The sequence below is a fragment of the Paenibacillus endoradicis genome (genome assembly GCF_024721975.1).
Window position 1 is genome coordinate 80,765 of sequence record NZ_JANQBB010000002.1, and the last position, 22,681, is coordinate 103,445.

Consider the following 22,681-nt stretch of genomic DNA (forward strand, 5'->3'; position numbering starts at 1 on the left):
ATTGTCTTTGTTATCCTTACAATTTCAATTCTAAAGGGTATAAGATGAATAGATAAGCGCTCCATTTTTTGTCTTCATACCGCATTTTTTAGGGGGACTATCATTGTCCGCGCTTAAGTTCCTCCTGAAGTTCTGTCAAATACTGAATGGGAGTATAATCCTCGTTCGTCACTAATAGCTGCGCGTTATCCCATGCGAGAAGTTGTGCATTTGTACTAAATCTAGCTTCGAACCATAAAGCACCCTTCTTAGCATTGTTAATCTTCTCTTTCACAAGCTTCGTTAATGGAGGTAAATCTGAAGGTGTACTCTCTACCTGAAAGCCAGTAATCATACCTAGATCACTCATGGCACGATCTCCATATCGCTCAAAAACAAATTTCATCCATTCTCCAACTTCAGGTGTATAGGCTGCCTTTGAAAATGAGGTGGTCAGTCCAGCATTAACGGGGTACTCATCTAATGTGCCACTACCACCTTCTACAAGTGGAATACTGAAAAAGCCAATGGCATTCTCACCAATTTGATTCTGAGCTTCGTCATTGAATGCACGAAGCTGCCAGCTCCCCATATAAAACATAGCGGTCTTTCCTTGCAGAAACGCATTTACTGAGGTTTCCATGTCAATCGTATTCACTCTTGGTCCCAAATATCCTTTAAGTCCCATCATTTGCACGGTCTCCACTGCTTCTACAAAGCCTTCACTCGTCAATGACATTTCACCTTTATCCACTCGCTCCATAACATCTGCACCGTACATGCGAATAGCATAAGCGTTAATTAATCTAGTAATCGGCCACTTATCTTTACCAGCGACTGCAAAGGGTTGAACACCACTAGCATATAGTCTCTCCGATGCAAGTAATAATTCGTCCCATGTTTGTGGTACTTGAATATCATATTGCTTAAAAATTTCTCTATTATACCAAAAACCTTCTATATTAAACTCAAGCGGAAGCGCATACAATCCTTTGCCATTTGCATACGATTTCAGTAACTCTATTGCAGCGGGATTAAGCTTATCTATAATGCCTAGCTCGGTAAAAGTTTTCTCCAAGTCTAGTACAGCATCGCTATGAATTAAATCTAGCAAGGGCTTCCCAGACTGATAGCTGAATAGCACGGGGAGATCATTGCTTGCCGCGAGCAACTGAACTCGTTGATTGAGATTACTTTCTGCTACGTTTTCAAATTTGAATACAACCCCTGGCGTCTCAGCCTGGTACTCGCGAGCAAGCTCACTAATTATTTTTGCACTGCCCTCATATTCCTTATTGGAACTTAGATACATGATGATATCACTGGAAGGCTGCACTAAGTTTTCCTCATCTGCCGTATAACCGCATGATGCGAGTATTAAAATAACAATGGTTGAGAGTATAGTCCTCCATGTAAATCTACCATTCATATCCCATTCCCCTTCATTCGATATTGCCCAGGTGTCACGCCGATATACTTTTTGAATACCTCGGTAAAATGTCTTGCATGGTAATAACCTACTTGTTCACTAATCTCTTGAATCGACATACCTTCCATTAGAAGCTCTTTTGCTCTCTTCATACGAATTTTAGTTAAGTATTTAATATAGGATAATTCCATTTGTTCCTTGAACAATAGGCTAAAGTATGTAACGTTCATGTTAACGTGCCTTGCAACCTCCTGCTGCGATAAATCGCGACCGTAATGTTCCTCCATATAGAGAATAGCTTTTTCTACTGCCACATGTTTAGACTTTTGTCTTATCCCGACTACCCAATCGATGATCTTCTCTAACTCTTGTCTGATCCAAAGAACTGCCTCTTCTCTCGTTTTTTTATCCCGAAGTTCCTTTTGAGGCATATATCCTTGCGGAAATATTTCTGACGGATTTCCACCTGTCTCCTTGGCAGCTTCCATACACTGAAAAATAAGCTTAAGAAGCTCGATCTCGGCAACATCTGGACCGATAACTCTCTGTTTGAAATCATCCAAATAGTTATCTAGTTTACCCATAAACTCCTGCTTATTCCCAAGCCTTAGATCAAATAGTAGTACTTCTTCCTTTTCTGACCTATTGAGCTGAACAGTATTCGGATCGCCTAGATCATCAAAGGTTACCCAGCCATGCCCCTCCAAATATCGCCCATAACGAAAAGTATGAAGAGCTTCCTTATAGCTTTGGGAGGCTTCGCCCAATAGAGTATACGTCTTCCCAGAACCAACTAATATATCACTCAAGGCTATCAATTGTTCTTTCCATGTCTCACTCGACCAGTCAAAATGAAATAATACGATAATGTTTTCTTCACCATTTCGAATATATATAGCATAGTACGCAGGATCATCAACGAAACGAAATTGCTCGTCGGAGCTTGCCAACACAGTAACCGCTGCGATTGATTGCGAATCTACTCCAATATCGTCCACCCATTTGCTAACGGCCGCTTCACCTTTAATAAGCAAGTCCAATGTGATTTTCTCAATTCTCCTTTGGTTACTTTGCTTTTTCAATTCCGACATTTCCGAACGTTCATAGATATGATCTACTGCTTTTTTAATTGCTTCACGAATTTTTTCCAATGTAATAGGTTTCTCTAAATAGTCAATGACCCCCAAACTAATCGCAGCTTTTACGTAGTCATATTCGTTATAGCCACTAAAAACAATGCAAACTGTATTTGGACATTCTTCACGTATCTTTCGAATTAGCTCAAGCCCGTCAATTCCAGGCATCCGAATATCTGTAAGAACAATATCTGGTTTAAACTGCCTAACCGCCTCCAGCGCTGTCTTCCCGTTTTGCGCAGTTGCGACAAGTTCAACCCCACACTCCGACCATACGATGAGCTTCATTAGCCCTTTTAGTACAATATGTTCATCATCGAATAAAACTGCTTTTAGCATATTCAGTCGTCACCCTTCCTGTCCTGATGTGGAAACCGCAATTCAATGTGCGTGCCTTCATTGACTTTACTTCTAATGGTAAACTTGCTTAGTCCACCATAAAACAAACTCAATCTTTCGCGAACGTTGCTTATACCGTAGCCCTGCTCAGTTTTCTGAATGTCATCCATACCTACACCATTATCCGAAACAGTAAATATGAGATATTCTCCATCTCTTCGTCCGGTCAGATGAATTATTCCTTCGCCTTCCTTTGGTTCCAACCCATGATACATCGCATTTTCTACTAAAGGCTGAAGAAGCAGTTTCATGATTTCAAAAGACTTGATCTCTTCTTCAACGTCTTCCACATATTGAAATCGATTATCATAACGCATGCTTTGAATAATCATATAATGTTCAATGTGTTTAAGTTCCTTAAACACGGGAATATGTTCCTTACCTTTGTTAAGACTAAGTTTAAAACTTTCGGAAAGTGAAAGAGCCATTTGAGCAATATCTTTCTTCTCTTCTAAGAGAGCCATAAAGTAAATGGAGTCCAACGTATTATATAAAAAATGAGGCTTAATTTGCGAAAGTAGTGATCTAAGTTCGGCCTCGCGTTCCTTAAGCTGGGATTGAAGCAAACTTTCGCTCAATTGCTGATTAGTAACTACCATTCTTTGAAAGGTTTGACCAATGACACCTACTTCGTCAGCGGCAAACGGTTCACTTATCGTTAGCGAATTCATCGGATTTCCTTTTGCCCAATCTACAATCATTTTTTTTAACTGTAGCAAGGGTCTTGTAACCGTACCAGATACAAAATAAGAAACTAATAGAGCAATGCCAGCCATAATTGCAGCGATAAGTAAAGTCATAGCCCCAATTCGATCCGATTGACTTAACAGCGTTTTCATTTCAACGTAGTCAATAAATCTCCAGCCAGTTGTTGCATTCGTAATTTGGCTAACAATATATTCAGCATCTTGTAGCCTATCAACAGTCTCATCTATCGACTCCCCTAATCCAATGCTAGCTGTCAACTCTGGAGAGAGATCATACACTGTAATCGGTTCTGGGCTATGAAAGGCATCCATGACAAGAAATCCATTTTGACCGCTACCTATTACCGCTTGGTCAAAAATTGACTTATTTATATTAATCACTAGCAATCCGATCATACCTTGGCTAAGTCGATTCGGATCACGCAAAAGCTTGACGCTCGAAAAAGAATTGCTTTCTAACGACTTTTCCAGAACATTATAACCAAAAAACACTTCTTTTCCCTTTGCACGAACTGCCTCGCTATACCACTCTGTATTCACGATTTGCATTCTTGTCTCGTCAGTTCCATAATTACCTGCCTGCTCAGATCTCCCATAACAAACCGAGCGAAAATTACGATCAAATAAACATATTGATTCGATGTTTTGTGTATCGAATAAATTGGCGACAACTATATTTTGCAATTTATTTGCAGTACGAACATTAAGAAACTCTTGCTTATTACCTTCATTAGCTCCACTGGCGTATAATTCATCTCTCAGTTCTTCGCTGGAAAGAATGATTCGATTCATATTAATAATGTTACTCATTAAGAGATCTGTTACTTCACTTGCAGTTTGTAAATAGCCTGAATTTCTTTCTATGTGATTATCAACCAACGTTTCCTTCGCAACATTAAATGATAAGTATCCAAGAATGATCAATGGCGGGAGTGACACTAGAATCATTGCGCTGAAAAATCTTCTTCTAATTCGAGATTGGCGCAGGACTCCAGAAAAACTGCGCAGTAGTCCTAACTTCATAGCAAACTTCCTTTTCAATAAGTTATCATCATTATAGCAGAGGAACAGAAGTGAAGCGGTGCGGTTTTTTTTGGGTCAATACCGCATTTTTCTGTTCTCGAATAAAAAAAGACCCGCTAAGTCGCAATTGTTAAAAAGCGTCACCTAGCGGGAGAAAACTCATATTATTTAGTTATTTGCTTATCGATGACTTGACGTGTACGCAAGGCAACCGTAGCTAACTCAGCTCTCGTTATCTCATCCATAGGCGCAAGCTTATTACTAGTCTTACCGTTGAAGATACCGTACTTCACCATAATCGCCATAGCTTTTCGGTCTTCTTCTGATACGTTCTGCATATCAGAGAACCCTTTAAGTAACTCAGCTATCTCAAATAGTGATAGCTCTGGCTCAATCTCTGCAAAGTCAAGCACTTGCATCAAAATTTCAGCAACTCCCTGTCTTGATATGGTTGCTTCAGCATTAGAAGAACTAGATACCATCAAGTCGTTCTTTGCTGCTGTCCTCAATACTGCATTGTACCATTTCTGGTCATTTGCTGCTTTTTCTGGCGTTAGTCCTAGCACATTTAGCGCGACCATTAGTGTATGTGCCGTTGTTGTCTTATCTAGAGGCTTCATAGCTTTACTACTCACACCATTCATTATTAACATACTGCTCACTTGAGAAATATATTGTGCATACCAAGCATTTGCTGGAACATCAATAAAACTTCGACTGACTGAAATAGGTACGTATATGCCTGTAGTAGAGACAAGCGCATCGATATGCGTCTGACCATTAGAATTTGTAATCTTATTGGGAACTGGTGTTAGTGTTCCATCCGCATTCAATCGAGCAAATGCTGTAATACCGGTACTGTTAGCATTAGATACCATGATTTCTGCTAACGCATATCCCTCTAAAGTATCCTCTGTAGTTATAACAACCGCATTACCAGCGATTACTACTCCTGGTAGATTCATAGAGCTAAGTAGTTCCTGTTCTGCAGATGTGGCTGCTCTTACTTGCGCAACCGGCCATGCCGATAGTGGAGATTCTGGTTCAGGTTTTTTCGTCGGCGTCGGCGTTACCTCTGGATTAGTAATTGGTGTACCACCACCATTTGCTTTTATCGTCAGCGATAGCGTATTGCTGTCCGACACATTACCGTCAAAAGCCGCAGCCTTAGCTGTCAAAGAAATCGTGCCGCCTGAGCGGGAAGCACCTGAGAATTGTACAGTCGCCTGTAAGCCTGACTCGTTCACACTTACAGATTCAAGTGCAAGACCGCTAGTCTTTTCATCAAGCAACCAGCTGTTTAGATCAGTAGCCTCCGTACCGAAAGGAACTCTTGCGGACTGAACCACTACTTGCGGATTCAACTGACCACTTTTAAGTTGACTGCTTGTGCTAATGGATGCAGATGTCTGGAAGGACAGACTATCCATTCGTAAATCTGCTGCCTTAAATACAACGTATAGATCGTGAACTCCTGTTACGCTCGTATTGCTAAGATCAACAGTAACGTCCGTGTAGCCAAGCTCAGTTACTGGTACGCCTGCATTCTCAATCGTATAGGTTACTGGCTCTGTCTCGGGAACATCTAATATAGCTAGAGGTTCGTTATCAGGTGATCCAGCGTGTAGCGTAATGATACCGCCATTGGCATCTGATGCTACACTTGCTGTTACTTGCTTTACATCAGTCAAATCAACTTTAGGTAGAGCAGTCCATGAATCAGTGCTCTTCGAGCCTACTGCATAATAGCCACCAACAGTCTTTTTATTTTTCAGATTAATGGCTGTGCGTTCTTTGGATACCTCATAATATTTCACATTATCCGATGCAAAGGAGTGATCGAATACATTAAGTGTGCGATAAGCATCCAATATTGCAACAGCTGATCCTGTTATCACTGCGTCCTTAGATAATCGAATATCATTAGAAGAAGCTCCAACCATTAGACTATATGTGCCGCTCTCAACGATAAAATCACCCTTATTTACATCCCAAATCGCAAAATCTTGTGGATCAACCGTTAATACAACAGTCTTTGTTTCACCCGCTGCTATCTCTACCTTCTCAAATGCTACGAGCTTCTTAGATGGTGCGGACTCTCCATATGATGATTGCTCATTACTAACATATAACTGAACAACTTCAGATGTGTCCACTGTACCATTATTGCTTACATCTACAGAAACGGTGGCAAGTTCATTGTCACTTACAGTTGCTGGGGCCTTGAGATTACTATAATTGAAGTCACTATATGACAAACCATATCCAAACTCATAAGTAACTGGTGCAGTCGTATACATATAGGTAAGCTTCGATTCAATCGGATCAGCATTTGTCATATCAACAGTATAACGTGGATCAATATTCACTCCTAATTGATGACTTGGAAAGCTTTCCGGAATGGAGTAATCACTAATTGCATCAAAAGCTGACATGTCTGCATACCATGTTGATGATAAGCGACCAGTTGGTGCATAGTCACCATACAGCACTTGTGCCAATGCATAAGAATCGTATTGCCCACCATATGGCTGATATACAATCGCAGATACATTCGGATTGTTTTGAATATCCTCCATTACGACAGGGAAACTAGATTTAACTACGACAATCGTTTTTTTGCCTTCTGCAGCAAACGCCGTTGATACTTTATCCACTAACTCATAGTCGTCATTCCCCATGTACAAGCTAGAGCGATCATTTCCTTCTCCAGCACTATGACGTGGAATTGCCCCTACGAAGACAATTGCATAATCATCGATAGTCGCACGTTCAACTGCATCTTCCCCTACTTCCTTTACAACAGTTTTCTCAAATTTCACAGCATCTGAGCGATCCGCGGCGTCAGCTGTGTTTCCTAGTGGAGTGGAAGGAACCGTTAACTTATGATCCACTGTTGTTACAATACGACCATTTGAGTAATACCAATCGGCAAATTCGCCACTAAAGCCTGAACGATAGCCATTAGTTACAAAGGATACTGTGTTATCATCATTAGATTCTATTCTTAACCGAGGTGGAATCGTACTAGTAGATCCACTCATTTCAGCTAGATTCCAATCGTTATTCGTCAAGTTTAAAGGTGTCGCGTCTGTATTGCCCACTTTCAAATTGTCAACATTTGAAGCATTACCTGTAGGTGATGTAACGAAACGATCATTCGCTAATGACAATAGGTTGATGCCACCTTGACCTAGATCAATTACTCGGAACAGTTGTGCGTCCTTAGTTAGATCTAGTGGATCGCTTGTCGTAATAAGTTGGGAACCTTGCTCAACATTTGCACTAAGATCAGCTGTAACGATTTCCCCATTCTCCTTAGAGGTTAACGCAATAATCTTTCCACCTAGATCATAAGTAACGTTATCTGCGCCAACTTGCTTAATGATAGACAGCAAAGGCGAATCTCCTGAGTTCGGAATATCAGGTGTTGTCCCTACGGAATACGTTGTTTTGAATCTAGCATCAGCGTACATACCAGAAACTGCTACCTTTTGATCCTTTAAGAGTGGAAGAATGCCATCATTTTTCAGTAAAACAATGCTTTCTTGTGCTGCCATAAGTGCTACATCTTGATGCTCTGGCAATGCATATGTAGCTGGAGCCTCCGAGCGTACATCAAGTGCGTCTTGAGCAAAAGGGTAAAATTTCGGAATTCCATTTTCATCTGTTTCATTAAATATTCCTAGACGAACAAGCTGATTTACATGAGGACGTGCAGCCTCAATTAGATCGTCTTCCGTAATTCCGTAAGCTCCTTCTCTGACAGCAGCAACAAGTGCTGCAACATCTTCATTACCGCTTGCTTCACTTGGGCTCGGACGTCCAGCGTTGGACTTGGCAAGTGCCATTAATATATTCGCCAACGTTCGATCCTGAGTATAGCTTGTATCATAACCGTTAGACATTGATGTATTGAAGGTATGTTGATCACCATTAAAATCTGGTGAGCTGTATACGCCGAAGCGAGATTGTTCATTGGCATAACGCTGATATGGTGAAATAATATTAGGCACACCATTTGTCATTCCGTATGATGTCATCACTCCCGCTACCGATCCTGATGCGAGTGCTTTAATAGGACTAAGTGTTTGATATTCAAAAATTGCCCTTGGACTAGCAATTGTACTCGTACCAAATCGATACCACTGAGCATTATATACGGAAAAATGCTTTGTTCCAACGGCTGCTCTCATCCAAAAGCCATCGTCACTTTCCACTTGATCTACCCCGCTTAATCCACTCGCCATGCTATCAATTAGCTCTGCAGCCATGAAAGCATCCTCTGAAAATCCTTCATCGAACCGTCCACTAAGTGGATTAATACGCATATCACTAACAACGGTAAAAGCAACGGAGGCTGAAGCATTCGCTCCTCCATGAATATTGGAATTACCCTGCTTAACTTGAAGCTGACTTATTTTCTCACTGCCCATTACACTACCGATCTTTGACAGAAGTTCCTTATTCCATGTCTGCCCCATTCCGACTAGCGCAGGAAAATCAGTCGATACGCCTTGCACATTATCAGCAGCTGAAAGTGCTCCAGGTATTTTATTTCCTGCATTAGGACCTTCCTTAAGTATGTAATGATTTCTTGATCCGCTTGCATACACAGCAGGACCTTCAAGTCCTGTATAATCGAAGTAAGTATCTACGAACTCATCCAAATGCTCGGGAACACCGTCGAACAAAGGCATTCCATTAAAAACACCGCCTGACTGTGTCTTGAAAATAATTGCATCTCCCTCGGCAGCCTGTGCCACTGATGGCATCGATCCTCCAAGGACACTGATTGAAAGCGTACAAGTTAGAGCAATAGATATTACTCTCTTGCTTGCTTTCGATTGGAATAATTGTCTCATGTTGAACTCACCCTTTCGATTTTTTGATGTCTAACAGCGCAATTGTAAGTCTGTTTATTTAGAATGAAACTTAACAAAAGCGCTTACATTTTTATTCTAAGGGAAGTTTAGATTGCTCATAAGCGTGTGAAATATTGGATTAATACCTTATTTTATGGTTTTGTTATATAAACAACTGCCATTAACCATTATGGAGAAGTCATTTTACGAATACAATGAATGCCTCACTATAGCAAAAAGCCTGCGTTTTCCTAATAACTGAAAACACAGGCTTTATCATCATCATATATATTTAGTTGTTATGCTTAGATCAAGTATTTTCGAATAAAGTAAGTCGGGGTGCAGCTCCATGCATGACAGTAGCTATTAATTAGATTGCTGCCATATGGTGATAGCTTCTTATCCTTTGGATTGTACAGCTCCCAAAAAGTATTAGCACCGTCCTGCATCATTGCCCCCCAATAGGCTTGCATTTCAGCAATTGCTTGCTCCTTATTTCCTACGAGGAAGAGTGCTTCAATGAGATGATGATACATATATGGAGTTGTCATCCCTATCGAAGGTGAATCTTCGAATAACCTTGTTAGCAATAATGAATTGTGCGTTGAAGGCAGCACTTCCGCCAGTGCCATCCATATTTGAGAAGCCCATGAAATTTGACGTTCCTCTCCACTTACAAAGAAACCAGCCTTCTCGTCCCATAAATATTTCATGGATGCATTAGATGCGAATTCTATATTTTCAGTAATATACTTCAGTTGTTCCTCTTGCCCTAAAATGATTGCCAATTCTCTTCCATGTTTCAAACAATAGATTAACACCGCTTGAGCAGATGCTTGTTTATTCAACTCGTCATGCCAATCTGTAAAGCACCACCATGTGCTATCGTCAGTTACGATACCACGTACATCTAGTCTACTAAGACCGATCTCCAATTGTTCCAATGCAATCGGCCATAGTTCTTGTAATGTATCCATATCTTGAGTTGCTTTATAATAATCGTGTAGAACTGCTACAAAAAACAATGCGTAATCAAATAACTTCGTATCATCTACATGGGCGTAAGGCTTCTCGAATACACATGCTCCAACTGTGCCATCTTCGAGACGCATGCCTCCAAAAAGATACAAGCAACGTTTCACCAAATCATAATTTTGAATGGTATAATAATTAGCTTGCGCTTGAAGTCTCAAATCTCCAATCCATAGACGTCGATCCCGTTTGGGACCATCCTCAAAAACTGTCTGCATACAATTCTGAAGTGTTTTTATTGCAATGCGGTCCATCTCCACAATATCATACGGCAAGTTTGACGGTAATGCTGTAACCTTCGACATGTCTCCTGAAGTTACTGCCTTACAATTAATATAGTCAAATGCGACCTTATATTTCACCGAAGTATCCAGCACCTCAACTTTAATATAACGAAAACAGTAACGTCTAGGTAATTTTATCTCTGCTGGCAATACATCAACAAACATTAACTCCTCCTGCAACCACGAACTGCTTAACCATCCATCGTAACTTTCGAATGGTTCTGCAATTTCACAGGGCATTTCGCCGAATGTTAACTTAAGCTTAAGTGGTGCATCAGGTGGACTCCCAACTGACCTAATTGCTAGCTCTACGTAACCAACGTAATGGTCGCCAAAATCAACAATAAAGCTATCTCCCTTGCCATAGCTTTGCTTCTTCCACTCTTGTGGTTTCATAAACTGCTTAGTACTCCATCCTTGAAATGCAGCATCATCGGCTATAACTTCAATAATATGCTGTACTTCCACTTCGTTTGACTGAAGACTCGGAATTAGCTTTTCAGCCTTCTCTACCATTTGCTGATTGATTAACATTATTCATTCTCCCCCTCATAGTTGCCTTTTCAACTGCATTTATCATAGAATAATTTTGAGATAGTTAAATTAGGTGATTCCGACTTTTTTATTCGTAATTCCGACATAATGGAGGAGATTGTATAATGGCTCAACGCACCGTACGCTTGCTTAGCGGGGAACAATATTTTAACGAGAAGCTTCAAATCTATGTAAATCGCAACTCTGAATCTTACGAACTAACTGAGCATTATCACAATTTTCTGGAACTAAGTTATGTTAGTGAGGGGACCGGTACGCATCATACAGGAAGTGAATCAAGTCAAGTTGCGGCGGGAGATCTATTTCTAATTCCCATGGGAATATCCCATGTTTTCAGACCCTCCTCTGTTGCAAAAAATCGTCAGCTCATTGTATATAATTGTATCGTAACTATGGAAACACTCATTTCACTTATTGAATTATTTTCAGGTGGGAGCTCACTTAAGAAGCTATTAAACTTACCTAGCATCTTTCATACTCAAGATCATAGTGGGGCTGCACATCATTTGTTTACAAGCTTATATCGGGAATATTCGATAGAACGAATGAATAGAGAAGCGGCGTTATATTCCTTGCTCATTCAATTACTCGTATTGTACTCAAGAATGTACGAAGCTCCTAGCACGAATGTCAGCATCGCTGTATCTGGGCAGATGGATGAAGTATTAGACATATTGCAGTTGCGATACGCGGAAACATTTACTACCAACCAATTGGCGCAAGCATACGGGGTGGGAGAAAGACAATTTCAGCGGTTGTTCAGGAAAAATACAGGGATGACGTTAACGCAATATATTCAAGGGTTAAGAGTTAGAGCTGCTTGTGAACTTCTTCTAACCACTACTCATAAAACATCATATATCGCAGAGGCTGTTGGCTATTCACATGCACCGTTTTTTTACGAAATATTCAAGAAACATATTGGTATTTCCCCTCGCGAATATAGAAATAAACATAAGTGATTGTAACTATGGATACCCAAAATTAAAATGGCGATGCAGAGTAAACACTCTACATCGCCATTTATTCTTATTCTGTTTAATCGCTTCGACTCACACGAAAACCTTGATCGGGGCCAAAGCCATTTGCCTCAAACTTGCCTCGAAAAGATACCTCATTGTTGCTGACATCTCCTATCCAGCCGCCGCCCTTCACAACTCGGTATAAACCTTCATTTATATTCACGTCTTCATACCAATTCCATACCCATTCCCTTACATTGCCTGACATATCATAAAGTCCTAGCTCATTGGTGTCCCTAGAACCTACTAGTTTAGTTTTATTATTGTTGCTTTCTATGATAGGCCAATTCCAATCTCCGGATAAGTAGTTATCGCCAGCATTTTTCCAATACCATGCTACTTCATCTGCTTCATCACTTCCGCTGTATAAGTAACCTTTACTCATCTGACCTCCACTCGAAGCATATTCCCACTCCGCTTCGGTCGGTAAACGGTATCCATTGGCTTCCTCATTAATCGTTACTTTCCATTTCATATTATCGTATTCACTTTTATTTTTTGGGTCTTTTTTATTTTTGTCTATATCGTAAAAAGGTTTTAACCCCTCTTGTATACTCCTTTTATTACAGTACTCGATAACGTCATACCAGCTCACCATTTCTACAGGTAAATCTTCGCCTATGAATGCTGATGGATTATATCCCATTACATCCATCCATTCTTTTTGAGTCACCTCATATTTGCTTATATAAAAGGTTGATATTGTTATATTTTTTTCATAAAAATTAGACTTTTTATTCATGAAAGTTCCACCTTCGACGAGTACGAAGTTATCATTCATCTCAGGCTTTTCATTCTTTGTAGTAGTTTCTTGCGAACAAGCGCTAGCAACAAATATTATCGATATGAAAAGGACAATTAACAATTTTCTCATTAATATATCTCCTTTATAACAAGAGGAAAAGTTATAGTTTGTAAACTATATAAGGCCGCCGGGTATGAGACCGGCAGACCTTAGCAATACCAAACAATTAAACTCTTACTCTATACTTTAAAAACGTCAAGCGCTCGCCAGTTACCTTGCTTTACCTGTTACCATACCGTTACGTTAGAACTACCACTACTTTGATATCCTTCTGTCGCCAGGATCTGATATGACCAACTACTTCCAAGATTCATTCTGGCATTTTTCCATGCGTTAACATGGTTGCTAAAAGTAATAGCAACGTTACTACCTGTCGCTCTTTTTGACTGACGCACACTCCAGTACTGAGTGAAAGTTTGTGTACCGTCAATAGAAGGAGCATTGACTCGAGTAGTAGTATATATGTCATAGGTTCCGCCATCACTGGTCACACTACCTTTATACGTTCCTGTAGGTCTATAAGTACCCCAACTATCTACAACGTAATATTCTATAAGTGAATTTCTCGTCCACCCATAAAGAGTCAAATACCCATTGCCTGATGGGGACCAAACACCAGCATTGTAATTTACTGTCCGATTTGGCGATCCAGTATTCCATCCTTTGCCGACAACAAAATTACCAGTGTTACTCCAATTTACACTGTAATTCCCACCAGATCCGTTAGTGGCGTTTACTGTTCCGCCTCCATCAGTCCAATTTTGATAATAGTCTGTCGCTGCGCTTGAAGATGCACCAATCAAGCCAAAACTCATTGAAGCTACAATCGCTAAACTCAAGAATGTTTTTTTGATCTTAAACATAATCATCCTCCTTAAATAATTAGAGTTGACACTACTTATCTACATACCACCAGTAAGTTGTTTCTCTTGAAGTAGATTACTTAATCTGTCTCATATTCTGTGAGCTTTCCATTGTGCCTCCTTTCTAAGTAGATTATATAAAGTAAACGCTTACATAACATTGAATTAATTAAAGATTTACCTAAACTTATTTAACTAATTTCAAATAATTGGAATTTAAAAGTCAATAAAATAATATCTCTAACCATACAAATTATTCAAAAACTAATGAACTCATTATTGCGAAATGTAAATACAAAAAGCCCCTAAGCAGGGGCTTTTTGTATTTAGCTTGATTAATATCTAAACCACAATCCACGTTATTTTCATCAATGAAAAAGAGCTCTGGATTTGCATCCAAAGCTCGCTTTCCATATAGAGGTCGTACTTAGAGAGCATTGAGTTAGGACAGATACTTCAATAATCTGCTAAGCAAGACTGCTGCCTCCGCACGGGTCAGATTTTCTTTCGGATTGAGTTTCATATCAGGAGTTCCTTGAATGAGACCTAGTTCAATAGAAATAGCAAATGCTTGCTTAGACCACACTGCTGCCTGATCCGCGTCTTTATATTTAGCAAGTGTTTTATCGATATTATCTGATCCTACTGGCAACTTCCCTTTCATTTCAAGTGCTCTTACGATGATTACTGCCATTTCTTGACGAGTTAGCAGATTCGTAGGTCCAAACAAATTACCTTCGTACCCTTTAAACAATCCCGCCTCCGTCGCTGCAATAACGCTATCGCTATACCACTTATCTTCAACAACATCTTTAAATGATGTCGATCCACTTGCCTCAAGGCCGAATGCTCGTGTTAGCATAGCTGCAATTTCGGAACGATTTATGGTCATATTAGGCGCAAATTTCTGATCGGTTTTGCCCATAATGATACCTTTGCTCGCTAAAGCACTGATTTCTTCGTTCGCCCAGTGATTTACTGTATCTTCAAATTGTTTAGGTGTGCCAGTTTCCGGATCCGGATTGGTTACAGTTCCGTTATCTGTTCCTGGGTCTGGATTTGGATTAGTCTCTGGATTCGTACCTGTATCTGGATTTGTTCCTGTGCCTGGATTGCCGCTATCCTTCGCCTTTACGTTTACAGTCGCAGTTGCTTTTATGTCTGTCCCGTCAACTGAGCCTTTCACTTGGAAAGTACCCACCTTTGCATAGCTGGAAGGAGCAATCGCTTCCCATACAACCAACTCTTTCTGTGTCACATGATTACTTAAGGTAACAGTTACTTCTGCAGGCAATTTCGGTGCTGTGCCCACTTTGGTTCCAACTGTTACATTCTCAATTGCTACAATAGTTGCTACTGATACAAGACCTTTAATTGCATTTTCAAGTTTTAAACGTGCTTGATCTAATAAAGTAACTGTAGCTTTAGGATCAACCAGAAGCTTCTCTGCCTCATCCAGAGCTGTTGCAACCTTTGCCCATGATTCAGATGTATAATCCGAGCTGTTCAATTCACGAGCATCTGCAATCGATTGTTGTAAAAGCTCTTTCGAGATATTTATAGCCGCTTTTACATTTACAGTTGCAATTGCTTTTATGTCAGATCCGTCAACTGAACCTTTTACTTGGAAAGTACCCACCTTTGCATAGCTGGAAGGATCAATCACTTCCCATACAACTGTTGCTTTCTGTGTAGCATGATTACTTAAGGTCACAGTTACTTCTACAGGCAATTTCGGTGCTGTACCTACTTCAGTTTCAACTGCTACATTCTCAATTGCTACAATAGTTACTTTTAATATAAGGCCTTCTATTGCATTCTTAAGTTTTAACCTTGCTTGATCTAATAAAGTAACTGTAGCTTTAGGATCAACCAGGAGCTTCTCTGCCTCATCCAGAGCTGTTACAACGTGTGCCCATGATTCAGATGTATAATCTGAACTGATCATTTCATGAACATCAGCAATCGATTGTTGTAAAAGTTCCTTCGAGATATTTACATCATCAGCCTTAATATAGAAGTCATCCAAAATTAATGCATAATCAGAAGTAGCTCCACCTGCACCCTTTGATACCAGCTTGAAAATAACTTGGTAGTCATCGTGGTTGCCCGTCGTAAAGTTTTGCTGGAATCGGATATAGCCACCATTTACACCAGTTTTATTGCCTGGATTAGCATGTTTATTAAGTGTTTCCTTAAGTACAACGGCACCTGTGGAGCGCGATTGTACCGAAACCTCGTAGTTAGCAGAAGCTTCCAACGTGTAAATGAACCCTAAATCATAGGCTGTATTTGGTTCCAATTTCACACTGGATTCATTCGTTTTTATTAATTTATTAACATCTGTTTCATTAAGCTTTAACGAATTTTCTCCATGTAGAACCCAAGTCATCACTGGACCAATTTTATTCTCGGATGTCGAAACGATTGGATTATTATCATTCGAATTGCTTCGGTCGCTTGCTATATGGATTTGTCTTGACCCACCTCCATATTCAAACGGTCCCCAACCTTCATATACATTTTCAAAATCCTCATACACAACATAACCTTTATTCGTAGGATCCTTTTCAACAGTAATATGCTCCCAAATGCGAACATCATCATATTGTACAGTGCCTGTTCCCGCTTCTGCTACCAGCTTCACTGTTGCAGTAGTAACTCCAGCAGGAACCTTAAATTCAACATTCATCCGTTGCCACTTCGTACCAACATACTTAAAGGATGATTGATGGATGCCATCTTTTCCTGTCACAACACTTGTATAGGTTTTGCCATCGACTGTGACCTGAAGTGAAGATTTCCTTCCTGGCTCTGTCGAAGTCCATACACCGACAGTGTAATCCTGGCCAGGTTGTAACCCAGTAATTTCTTGTGACAATACACCTGCCTTACTTCCAACTTCAGCGAATCTATTCCAATTGGAATTTGTCATTTCTTTGGTGGTATCATATTCAACATCACCTGGTACTACCTTAATTGCAATGTTATTAGAATCATCAGCTTTCCATGAACCCGGAGCATTGAACTTCTCTGAGTTGAAGGCGAAATCCTTGATCAAACTGCCTTCTCCCCAATTACTCGCAGCAGGCACTATCGTTTCCGCATTAGCTGATGCTGGATACAATACATATGGAGTGTTTTTCTTAGCTTGGTTAATCGTTAGAGAGCCATTCTCAGCAACAAGTTTGTCAACGAGTACTTTACCTTGTTGAGTTAACTCGTACATATTGAATTCTCTCACATCTTTAAATTCATCTGTCAATTCCCAAGTTGTAGGATTCCCCGTTGTGTTCCAGTGATAGAGCTTCGCTCCGTCATTTAGTCCCATAACTGTATCATTCTTGATATCCCAAACCCAAGGAATTAAAGAGTTCGCTTCGCCCGTATGACGGACTGCTTCATCAGTAGTCGTTCCAGTATCTGCCCAAGAAGAGATTAACTTTCCGTTTTTGGACAACTCAATCATACCTGTAGTTTTGTTTCTTCTTGAAACCACATCGTTTTCAAAAGTAATTTGATCTTCTTCATATTTCAGTACGCCAAAGTGTTGCATAAATTTCGTCGGTAATACTTCGTTGAAAAATACGGTTACACCTTGTTGCATATCTGGTTTGGAATCACCCCAAGTAGCTACAACAGGTATTTTCTGACCTTTAAACAATGCATTTCCTACAAAGATATCTAGATTATTTTTTACCATTCTTGAAAGTATGCTCTTATTTCCTTTATTCGGATATCCTAAGTCCGGACCCCAGTGAACAAAGGTTGAACCTGGCTCTAGTGGGCCGGCAAATTCTGTTCCTATTTTCACCCCAAGATCATTAGCATATTGCAATAACTTACGAGCATTATAATCGTTCCCCGTATAAACATCGATATAATAGAAATCTAAAGCAGGATCATTCGGGTTAGTAGGATCTTTCGTCAAATTATATAGATTTTCAAATCGTTTCTTCAAATTACCGCTCAAAACATCCTTTGTCTGATCCACATAGTAAGCCGTATCTATCCAATCCCAACCTTTAGACAGTCTATTGGTAGCAGCACCATTTAAGTCAGAATAGTTAAGCTCATTTGCATCGAGCTGATATTCTGTCGCATTCAGATGGACACCAATATTGAGGTTATACTTATCTCCCTCATCAATCAAATAGTTGAAGTCTTTTAATCCGCCCTGTCTTACGCCAATATTGGAATAGGAAGGAATATCATCATCATGCCCTTCAGCTTGATAACCTTTGTGCAAGATCATCTGGCCAAAACCGTCTGTATAATTATACAGCACCTTACCCGTATCTAACGTATTTAAGAAAGGATCATTTGCTTGGCTTGCAAAGTTAAAAGCAATGTACATCATGTTATTCTTGATATCATTTGCGCCAAACGGTTCATCGAAAATAAATGTCCGATATGCGACAGCCGCATCCTGCCAATCCGCTTTACCATCATTATTGCGGTCTTCGGTTACGACAATCTCATACCAAGGCAACTCTTCAATTTCATCACTTTGCAGATGTCGATAAGTCCACGTGCCCGGTTTTACCGTTACTTTATTGACAAGTGGTTTCTTCTCAGTATCCACAATCAATTTGTTACCACCGCTGTATACGTTGTTCTCCACTGATGCACCCAAACCATTAGCACTCACCATAGCCATCGTAACTCCTATAGTGCCGCTCTGCTTCATAAGAGACATGTTATCAACTATATCTTCCGTAAGTCCATGCCATGCTCCATCGGATTTGTTCCACGCATACGTAGCGTCATCCATAGAACTATTTACATGGATAAGCGAATTGTTCAATTGTACCGAGCGAACTACAACACCATCTGGTTTTTCTGTAATTTTATCGATTGCAAAACGAACTACATTGTTTTCTTTCACTTCAATATGTGCTTCAATTATGACGCCGATCTCATCAATCGTCATCGTATACAGATATTTGTTATCGCCCTCTTTAGTAGAGATTGTTTGCGGTACATAATCTATATTGTTGATCTTTATACTATTCGTTTGCTCCACGTTAGCCTGAAGCTTATGATCACCGACCTGATATTCGACAATGCCTGGGAAATCTTTATATACCGTAACTCCCAAACCATCTTTATTAATCACATCTACTTCGGAAGCGATCTGAAGCCTAGGCAGCGACTCCAATTCAACGATCTTCAAATCGCTCACCATCATCTCCTTGGATCCATACCAAGAACGTAGTCCAAACCAACCTGGCTGTAAGGTCATTTCTTCTTCAGATACCGAACCCATATCCGTTGTCACGCCATTGACATCTGTAATTGTGAAACCAACTATTTTGCCTACCAATTGAAGATTGATACGGTAGAACGTATCTGCTTTCATCTCATAGGTGTTCGGGAAGAAAACCTCATTTCCGTTTGCTGTCAACTTCCAGTTCCCATTAATATCATGCACAATCGATACATAACTGTCAGCAGCTGATCCTCTTACTACAAAGCCATAACGGCCACCATCTGAGCCAGAAGACACATTCGTTTTGAAATCAAAAGAAACCTTCTGATCAACAAATGTAGGGCTATCTTTATCCACGGCTACTGCTACCCCTGGCATATTCAACTGGATTTTATCTTCACCATTACTTAGCACTACTGGTTTACTGCTATCGAGAGGACCCCAGTTCTGTGTCGTATAATCCGGTTCATAAATTCTGATCTCTTCTGCAGTTATTGCGTCTACCTTTATCTGAATGGCACGGTTGCTAGAATTATAAATTCCAAAATCGCCTGGTGAGTATGCATCTATAGATGCATTACCAACCAAAATGCCATTTACATATAGACTTAATTCATTCTCCACAATTTGCACACGTAAAGTGTAGTCTTTACCTGATTCCACTACGCTAGCGTTGCCAATCTCAATACTATTGCTACTACCATCAAGCTGATATTTCCAATGTCCTGGACTAGCTTGATATATAGCGATATTGCCTAATTTAACCCCTGCAGTTTCATCCGCCTGCAGTTTCAATTGATAGATCCCGTTTGGAACTGGTGTTACATCCTTATTGACAACAGTTTTCCCTGCATTAATTGTTCCTTGTAAGTATCCATCGGAAATCTGTGGCGCACTATTAAACCCTTCCCAGTTAGTCAATGACTGACCTTCGTAATATTCTTCATAGCTCATTTTGCCAGCAGTTGAAGATGTTGTATCCATATCGATAAATTCTTCGGTAAAGAGAATATTATCGACATATACGAAACCTTGAGCCATTACCCCAATACGTCCTTCTCCGAATTGCTGTCCAACTGGTAAGCTTGCACGCAATTCAGTGCCATTAATGCTAAGCGTCACCGATGAGTCAGAATACTGGATGCCCACCTTATTCCAGCTTAAAGGCTTAGGACTTGAATCGTTACTACTAGATGCAGCAAATTCAATGCTGTTGTCACCCTTTTTCAAAATCCATTTTGCGCCATCGTATTTAACCTGAGCATCATTACCGATTACAAAACCGATGTTACTAGTTTCAGGTTTAACGGACAGCATATAAGTAGCACTTGGTAGTAATGGTGCATCCATATTCAATGTATTTTCGTTGATATTCGAGAGTTTCAAAACTTTGTTGTTGCCTTCCCTAATAATTGAAGATGTAGCGCCGTTACTCCAGTTACCTGTAATTCCGTCCTGAAAGTCGTTGCTGTACTGAACAATTTGTTTTGGTGTAACGATCTGATTCGTATACTGTACATTATCGATATGCAATTCTACAGTACTTCGAATGCGAAGACCAAAGCGTCCCGCTACGTCCGAAAATTTATCAAAAGGAATATCGCCGATTTCCTTCTTATTCATGTATACAGTAATTGTTTTTCCTTTAAAATTGAACATGAGATTGTTCCATCTGCCTTGAATCGGATAAGGAATATTCAGCTTCGAACCCCAACCCGTATTCGACTCTGGAATCCATTGGCTTGGGTCAACCCCAATCTCATTAAATATGCTTGCTGTATCATTCATTCTAAAGCCAAAAGCAAATCCTTGTCCGCTACCTAACTTAGCCGGATTAACCAGTTTGAAATCTAACGAAAGCGTACCCTCTTGAATTTGTGGTGAATCCAAATCTACGCCACGTTCGCCCGTTCCTCTTTTTAGGGATAATACTTTATTACCCGTAAGATCAGTCACGACTTGAGCATTTAGACCAGACCAGTTAGGGATATAGTTAGGATCTTCGTAATCCTGAATGTAATCAACAACGTTTGAAGGTTTTTCCTTAGTACCTACGCCTTCGATACGTAGATCCTTGATCATAACACTACCAGTTGCAAAGCGTTTATATAGACCTACCTGGCCAATGCCACTCGATTGACTCAATAAATCTGTATCCTTATTGTAGTAAGTCTCGCCGTCTACATTAACTAGTAGCCTTTTGCCATTAAAGCCGATCTGTATATGATAATCTGTATCTACTAATAGTTTTGGCCCTATGAACACTTCCCATTTACCCGTACCATCTGGACTCTGAATGACCCAGTCTGTATTGTTATCATAGCGAATAGAGATACCTTGTTGACCATCATTAGAACCCAGAACAAAACCAACATTCCCTTGAGTTCCACTTGTATAGCGCAACGTTGTATCAATGATTCCCGCAGATAACCAAGGAGCTTTATCCCATGTTGCAATAGCTCCACTACCCACTTCACTTATCGCTACGGTTAAGCCATTATTTACAGAAGCTGTCCCTTTTCCTTTAACAAAAGTCATCGCTTCCGGTTCCATAGACTGATAATTATTCGTATATGAAACAGCAACTTGACCTGCGGGAATATTGTTTTTCAGCTCATCTAGAAAACTGTCGATGTCTGCTGTAGTCTCAGCTTTTTCAACATCTAATGTATTTCCAGGGTTTTCAACAACCGTGATTGTTGCTGTAGCTTTAACATTCGTGCCTGCTATACTTCCTTCAACGCCAAAGACACCCACTTGTGCATAGCTTGAAGCATCGACTTGGTCCCAGCTTACCGCAACCTCTGTAGTGGTTTTATCGTTATATACTGCTTGAACTACTGAAGGAAGTACCGGTGGCTCATCAACAGAAGTATTAACCGCAATCTCAGAAATACTCTCGATCGTTTTTTCTTGTTCCATCTCTTGTTCCACAATCGGCAAGTTACCAATTTCTCCTGTTGTAGCATAAGCTATACTTCCTGAAGAGCTCATCGGACTTGAAGAAATCAACAAAACCATCGCCCAAATCAATGATTTGGATATCTTTTTATTACCTTTTTTTCGCACCGAATTATTCCTCCTATATTGGGGATTTTTTTCAATTTACCTCACAAGACAAGTAAGCGTTCGTAAATGTACTTTGCCAAATCATTAATTCATTTTTTAGAAGAATAGATTACGTCTGTAAACCTTTTTCTTATCAAACAAACAAGTTCTATTCCTTCCTTTCTTCTTGATTGCTAATACTTCAAGTTCTGCTTGCTAGCTCTCCCCCTTCGCTATGAAAACGCTATCAACTTATGCTATAACATTATAAAGTGTTAATAAATCAATAAAAGAAACAACTTTATGGATGATATTATCTAAA

9 protein-coding genes are annotated in these 22,681 nt (G+C 40.0%); 1 reads left to right on the forward strand and 8 read right to left on the reverse strand.

Annotation, left to right across the window (positions count from 1 at the left end; all coding sequences use genetic code 11):
* Positions 1-100 precede the first annotated feature (100 nt).
* The 5 genes from NV377_RS06750 to NV377_RS06770 all read right to left on the reverse strand — a co-directional run bounded on the left by NV377_RS06750 (position 101) and on the right by NV377_RS06770 (position 11,388).
* The gene (locus NV377_RS06750; RefSeq protein WP_258200439.1) at positions 101-1,408 is read right to left on the reverse strand and encodes an ABC transporter substrate-binding protein; all 1,308 of its coding nucleotides are present in this window, start codon (positions 1,406-1,408) and stop codon (positions 101-103) included.
* Positions 1,405-2,883 carry a response regulator gene (locus NV377_RS06755; protein ID WP_258200440.1) on the reverse strand — a complete coding sequence of 493 codons (1,479 nt, stop codon included), beginning with the start codon at positions 2,881-2,883 and terminating at the stop codon, positions 1,405-1,407. The genes NV377_RS06750 and NV377_RS06755 overlap by 4 nt, the downstream gene beginning before the upstream one ends.
* Positions 2,884-2,885: 2 nt before the next feature.
* Entirely contained in the window at positions 2,886-4,673 is a 1,788-nt protein-coding gene (locus tag NV377_RS06760) for a sensor histidine kinase (RefSeq protein WP_258200441.1), read from the reverse strand.
* A gap of 164 nt (positions 4,674-4,837) precedes the next feature.
* Complete coding sequence (locus NV377_RS06765) at positions 4,838-9,538, reverse strand: glycoside hydrolase family 3 C-terminal domain-containing protein (RefSeq protein WP_258200442.1); 4,701 nt, start codon at positions 9,536-9,538, stop codon at positions 4,838-4,840.
* 305 nt (positions 9,539-9,843) lie between these two features.
* A complete protein-coding gene (locus NV377_RS06770) occupies positions 9,844-11,388 on the reverse strand; it encodes an alpha-L-rhamnosidase-related protein (protein ID WP_258200443.1) in 1,545 nt (514 codons plus the stop codon).
* Positions 11,389-11,513: 125 nt separating this feature from the next.
* On the opposite strand from NV377_RS06770, the gene NV377_RS06775 reads away from it, so the two are divergent.
* The gene (locus NV377_RS06775; RefSeq protein WP_258200444.1) at positions 11,514-12,371 is read left to right on the forward strand and encodes an AraC family transcriptional regulator; all 858 of its coding nucleotides are present in this window, start codon (positions 11,514-11,516) and stop codon (positions 12,369-12,371) included.
* A 76-nt stretch (positions 12,372-12,447) separates the two neighbouring features.
* Here the strand turns inward: NV377_RS06775 and NV377_RS06780 are convergent, their stop codons facing one another.
* The 3 genes from NV377_RS06780 to NV377_RS06790 form a co-directional block, all read right to left on the reverse strand.
* The gene (locus NV377_RS06780; protein ID WP_258200445.1) at positions 12,448-13,305 is read right to left on the reverse strand and encodes a formylglycine-generating enzyme family protein; all 858 of its coding nucleotides are present in this window, start codon (positions 13,303-13,305) and stop codon (positions 12,448-12,450) included.
* A 158-nt stretch (positions 13,306-13,463) separates the two neighbouring features.
* A complete protein-coding gene (gene xynA / locus NV377_RS06785; protein WP_258200446.1) occupies positions 13,464-14,099 on the reverse strand; it encodes an endo-1,4-beta-xylanase XynA in 636 nt (211 codons plus the stop codon).
* A 442-nt stretch (positions 14,100-14,541) separates the two neighbouring features.
* Positions 14,542-22,380: an endo-alpha-N-acetylgalactosaminidase family protein gene (locus tag NV377_RS06790; RefSeq protein WP_258200447.1), complete on the reverse strand. Its 7,839-nt coding sequence runs from the start codon at positions 22,378-22,380 to the stop codon at positions 14,542-14,544.
* Positions 22,381-22,681 lie beyond the last annotated feature (301 nt).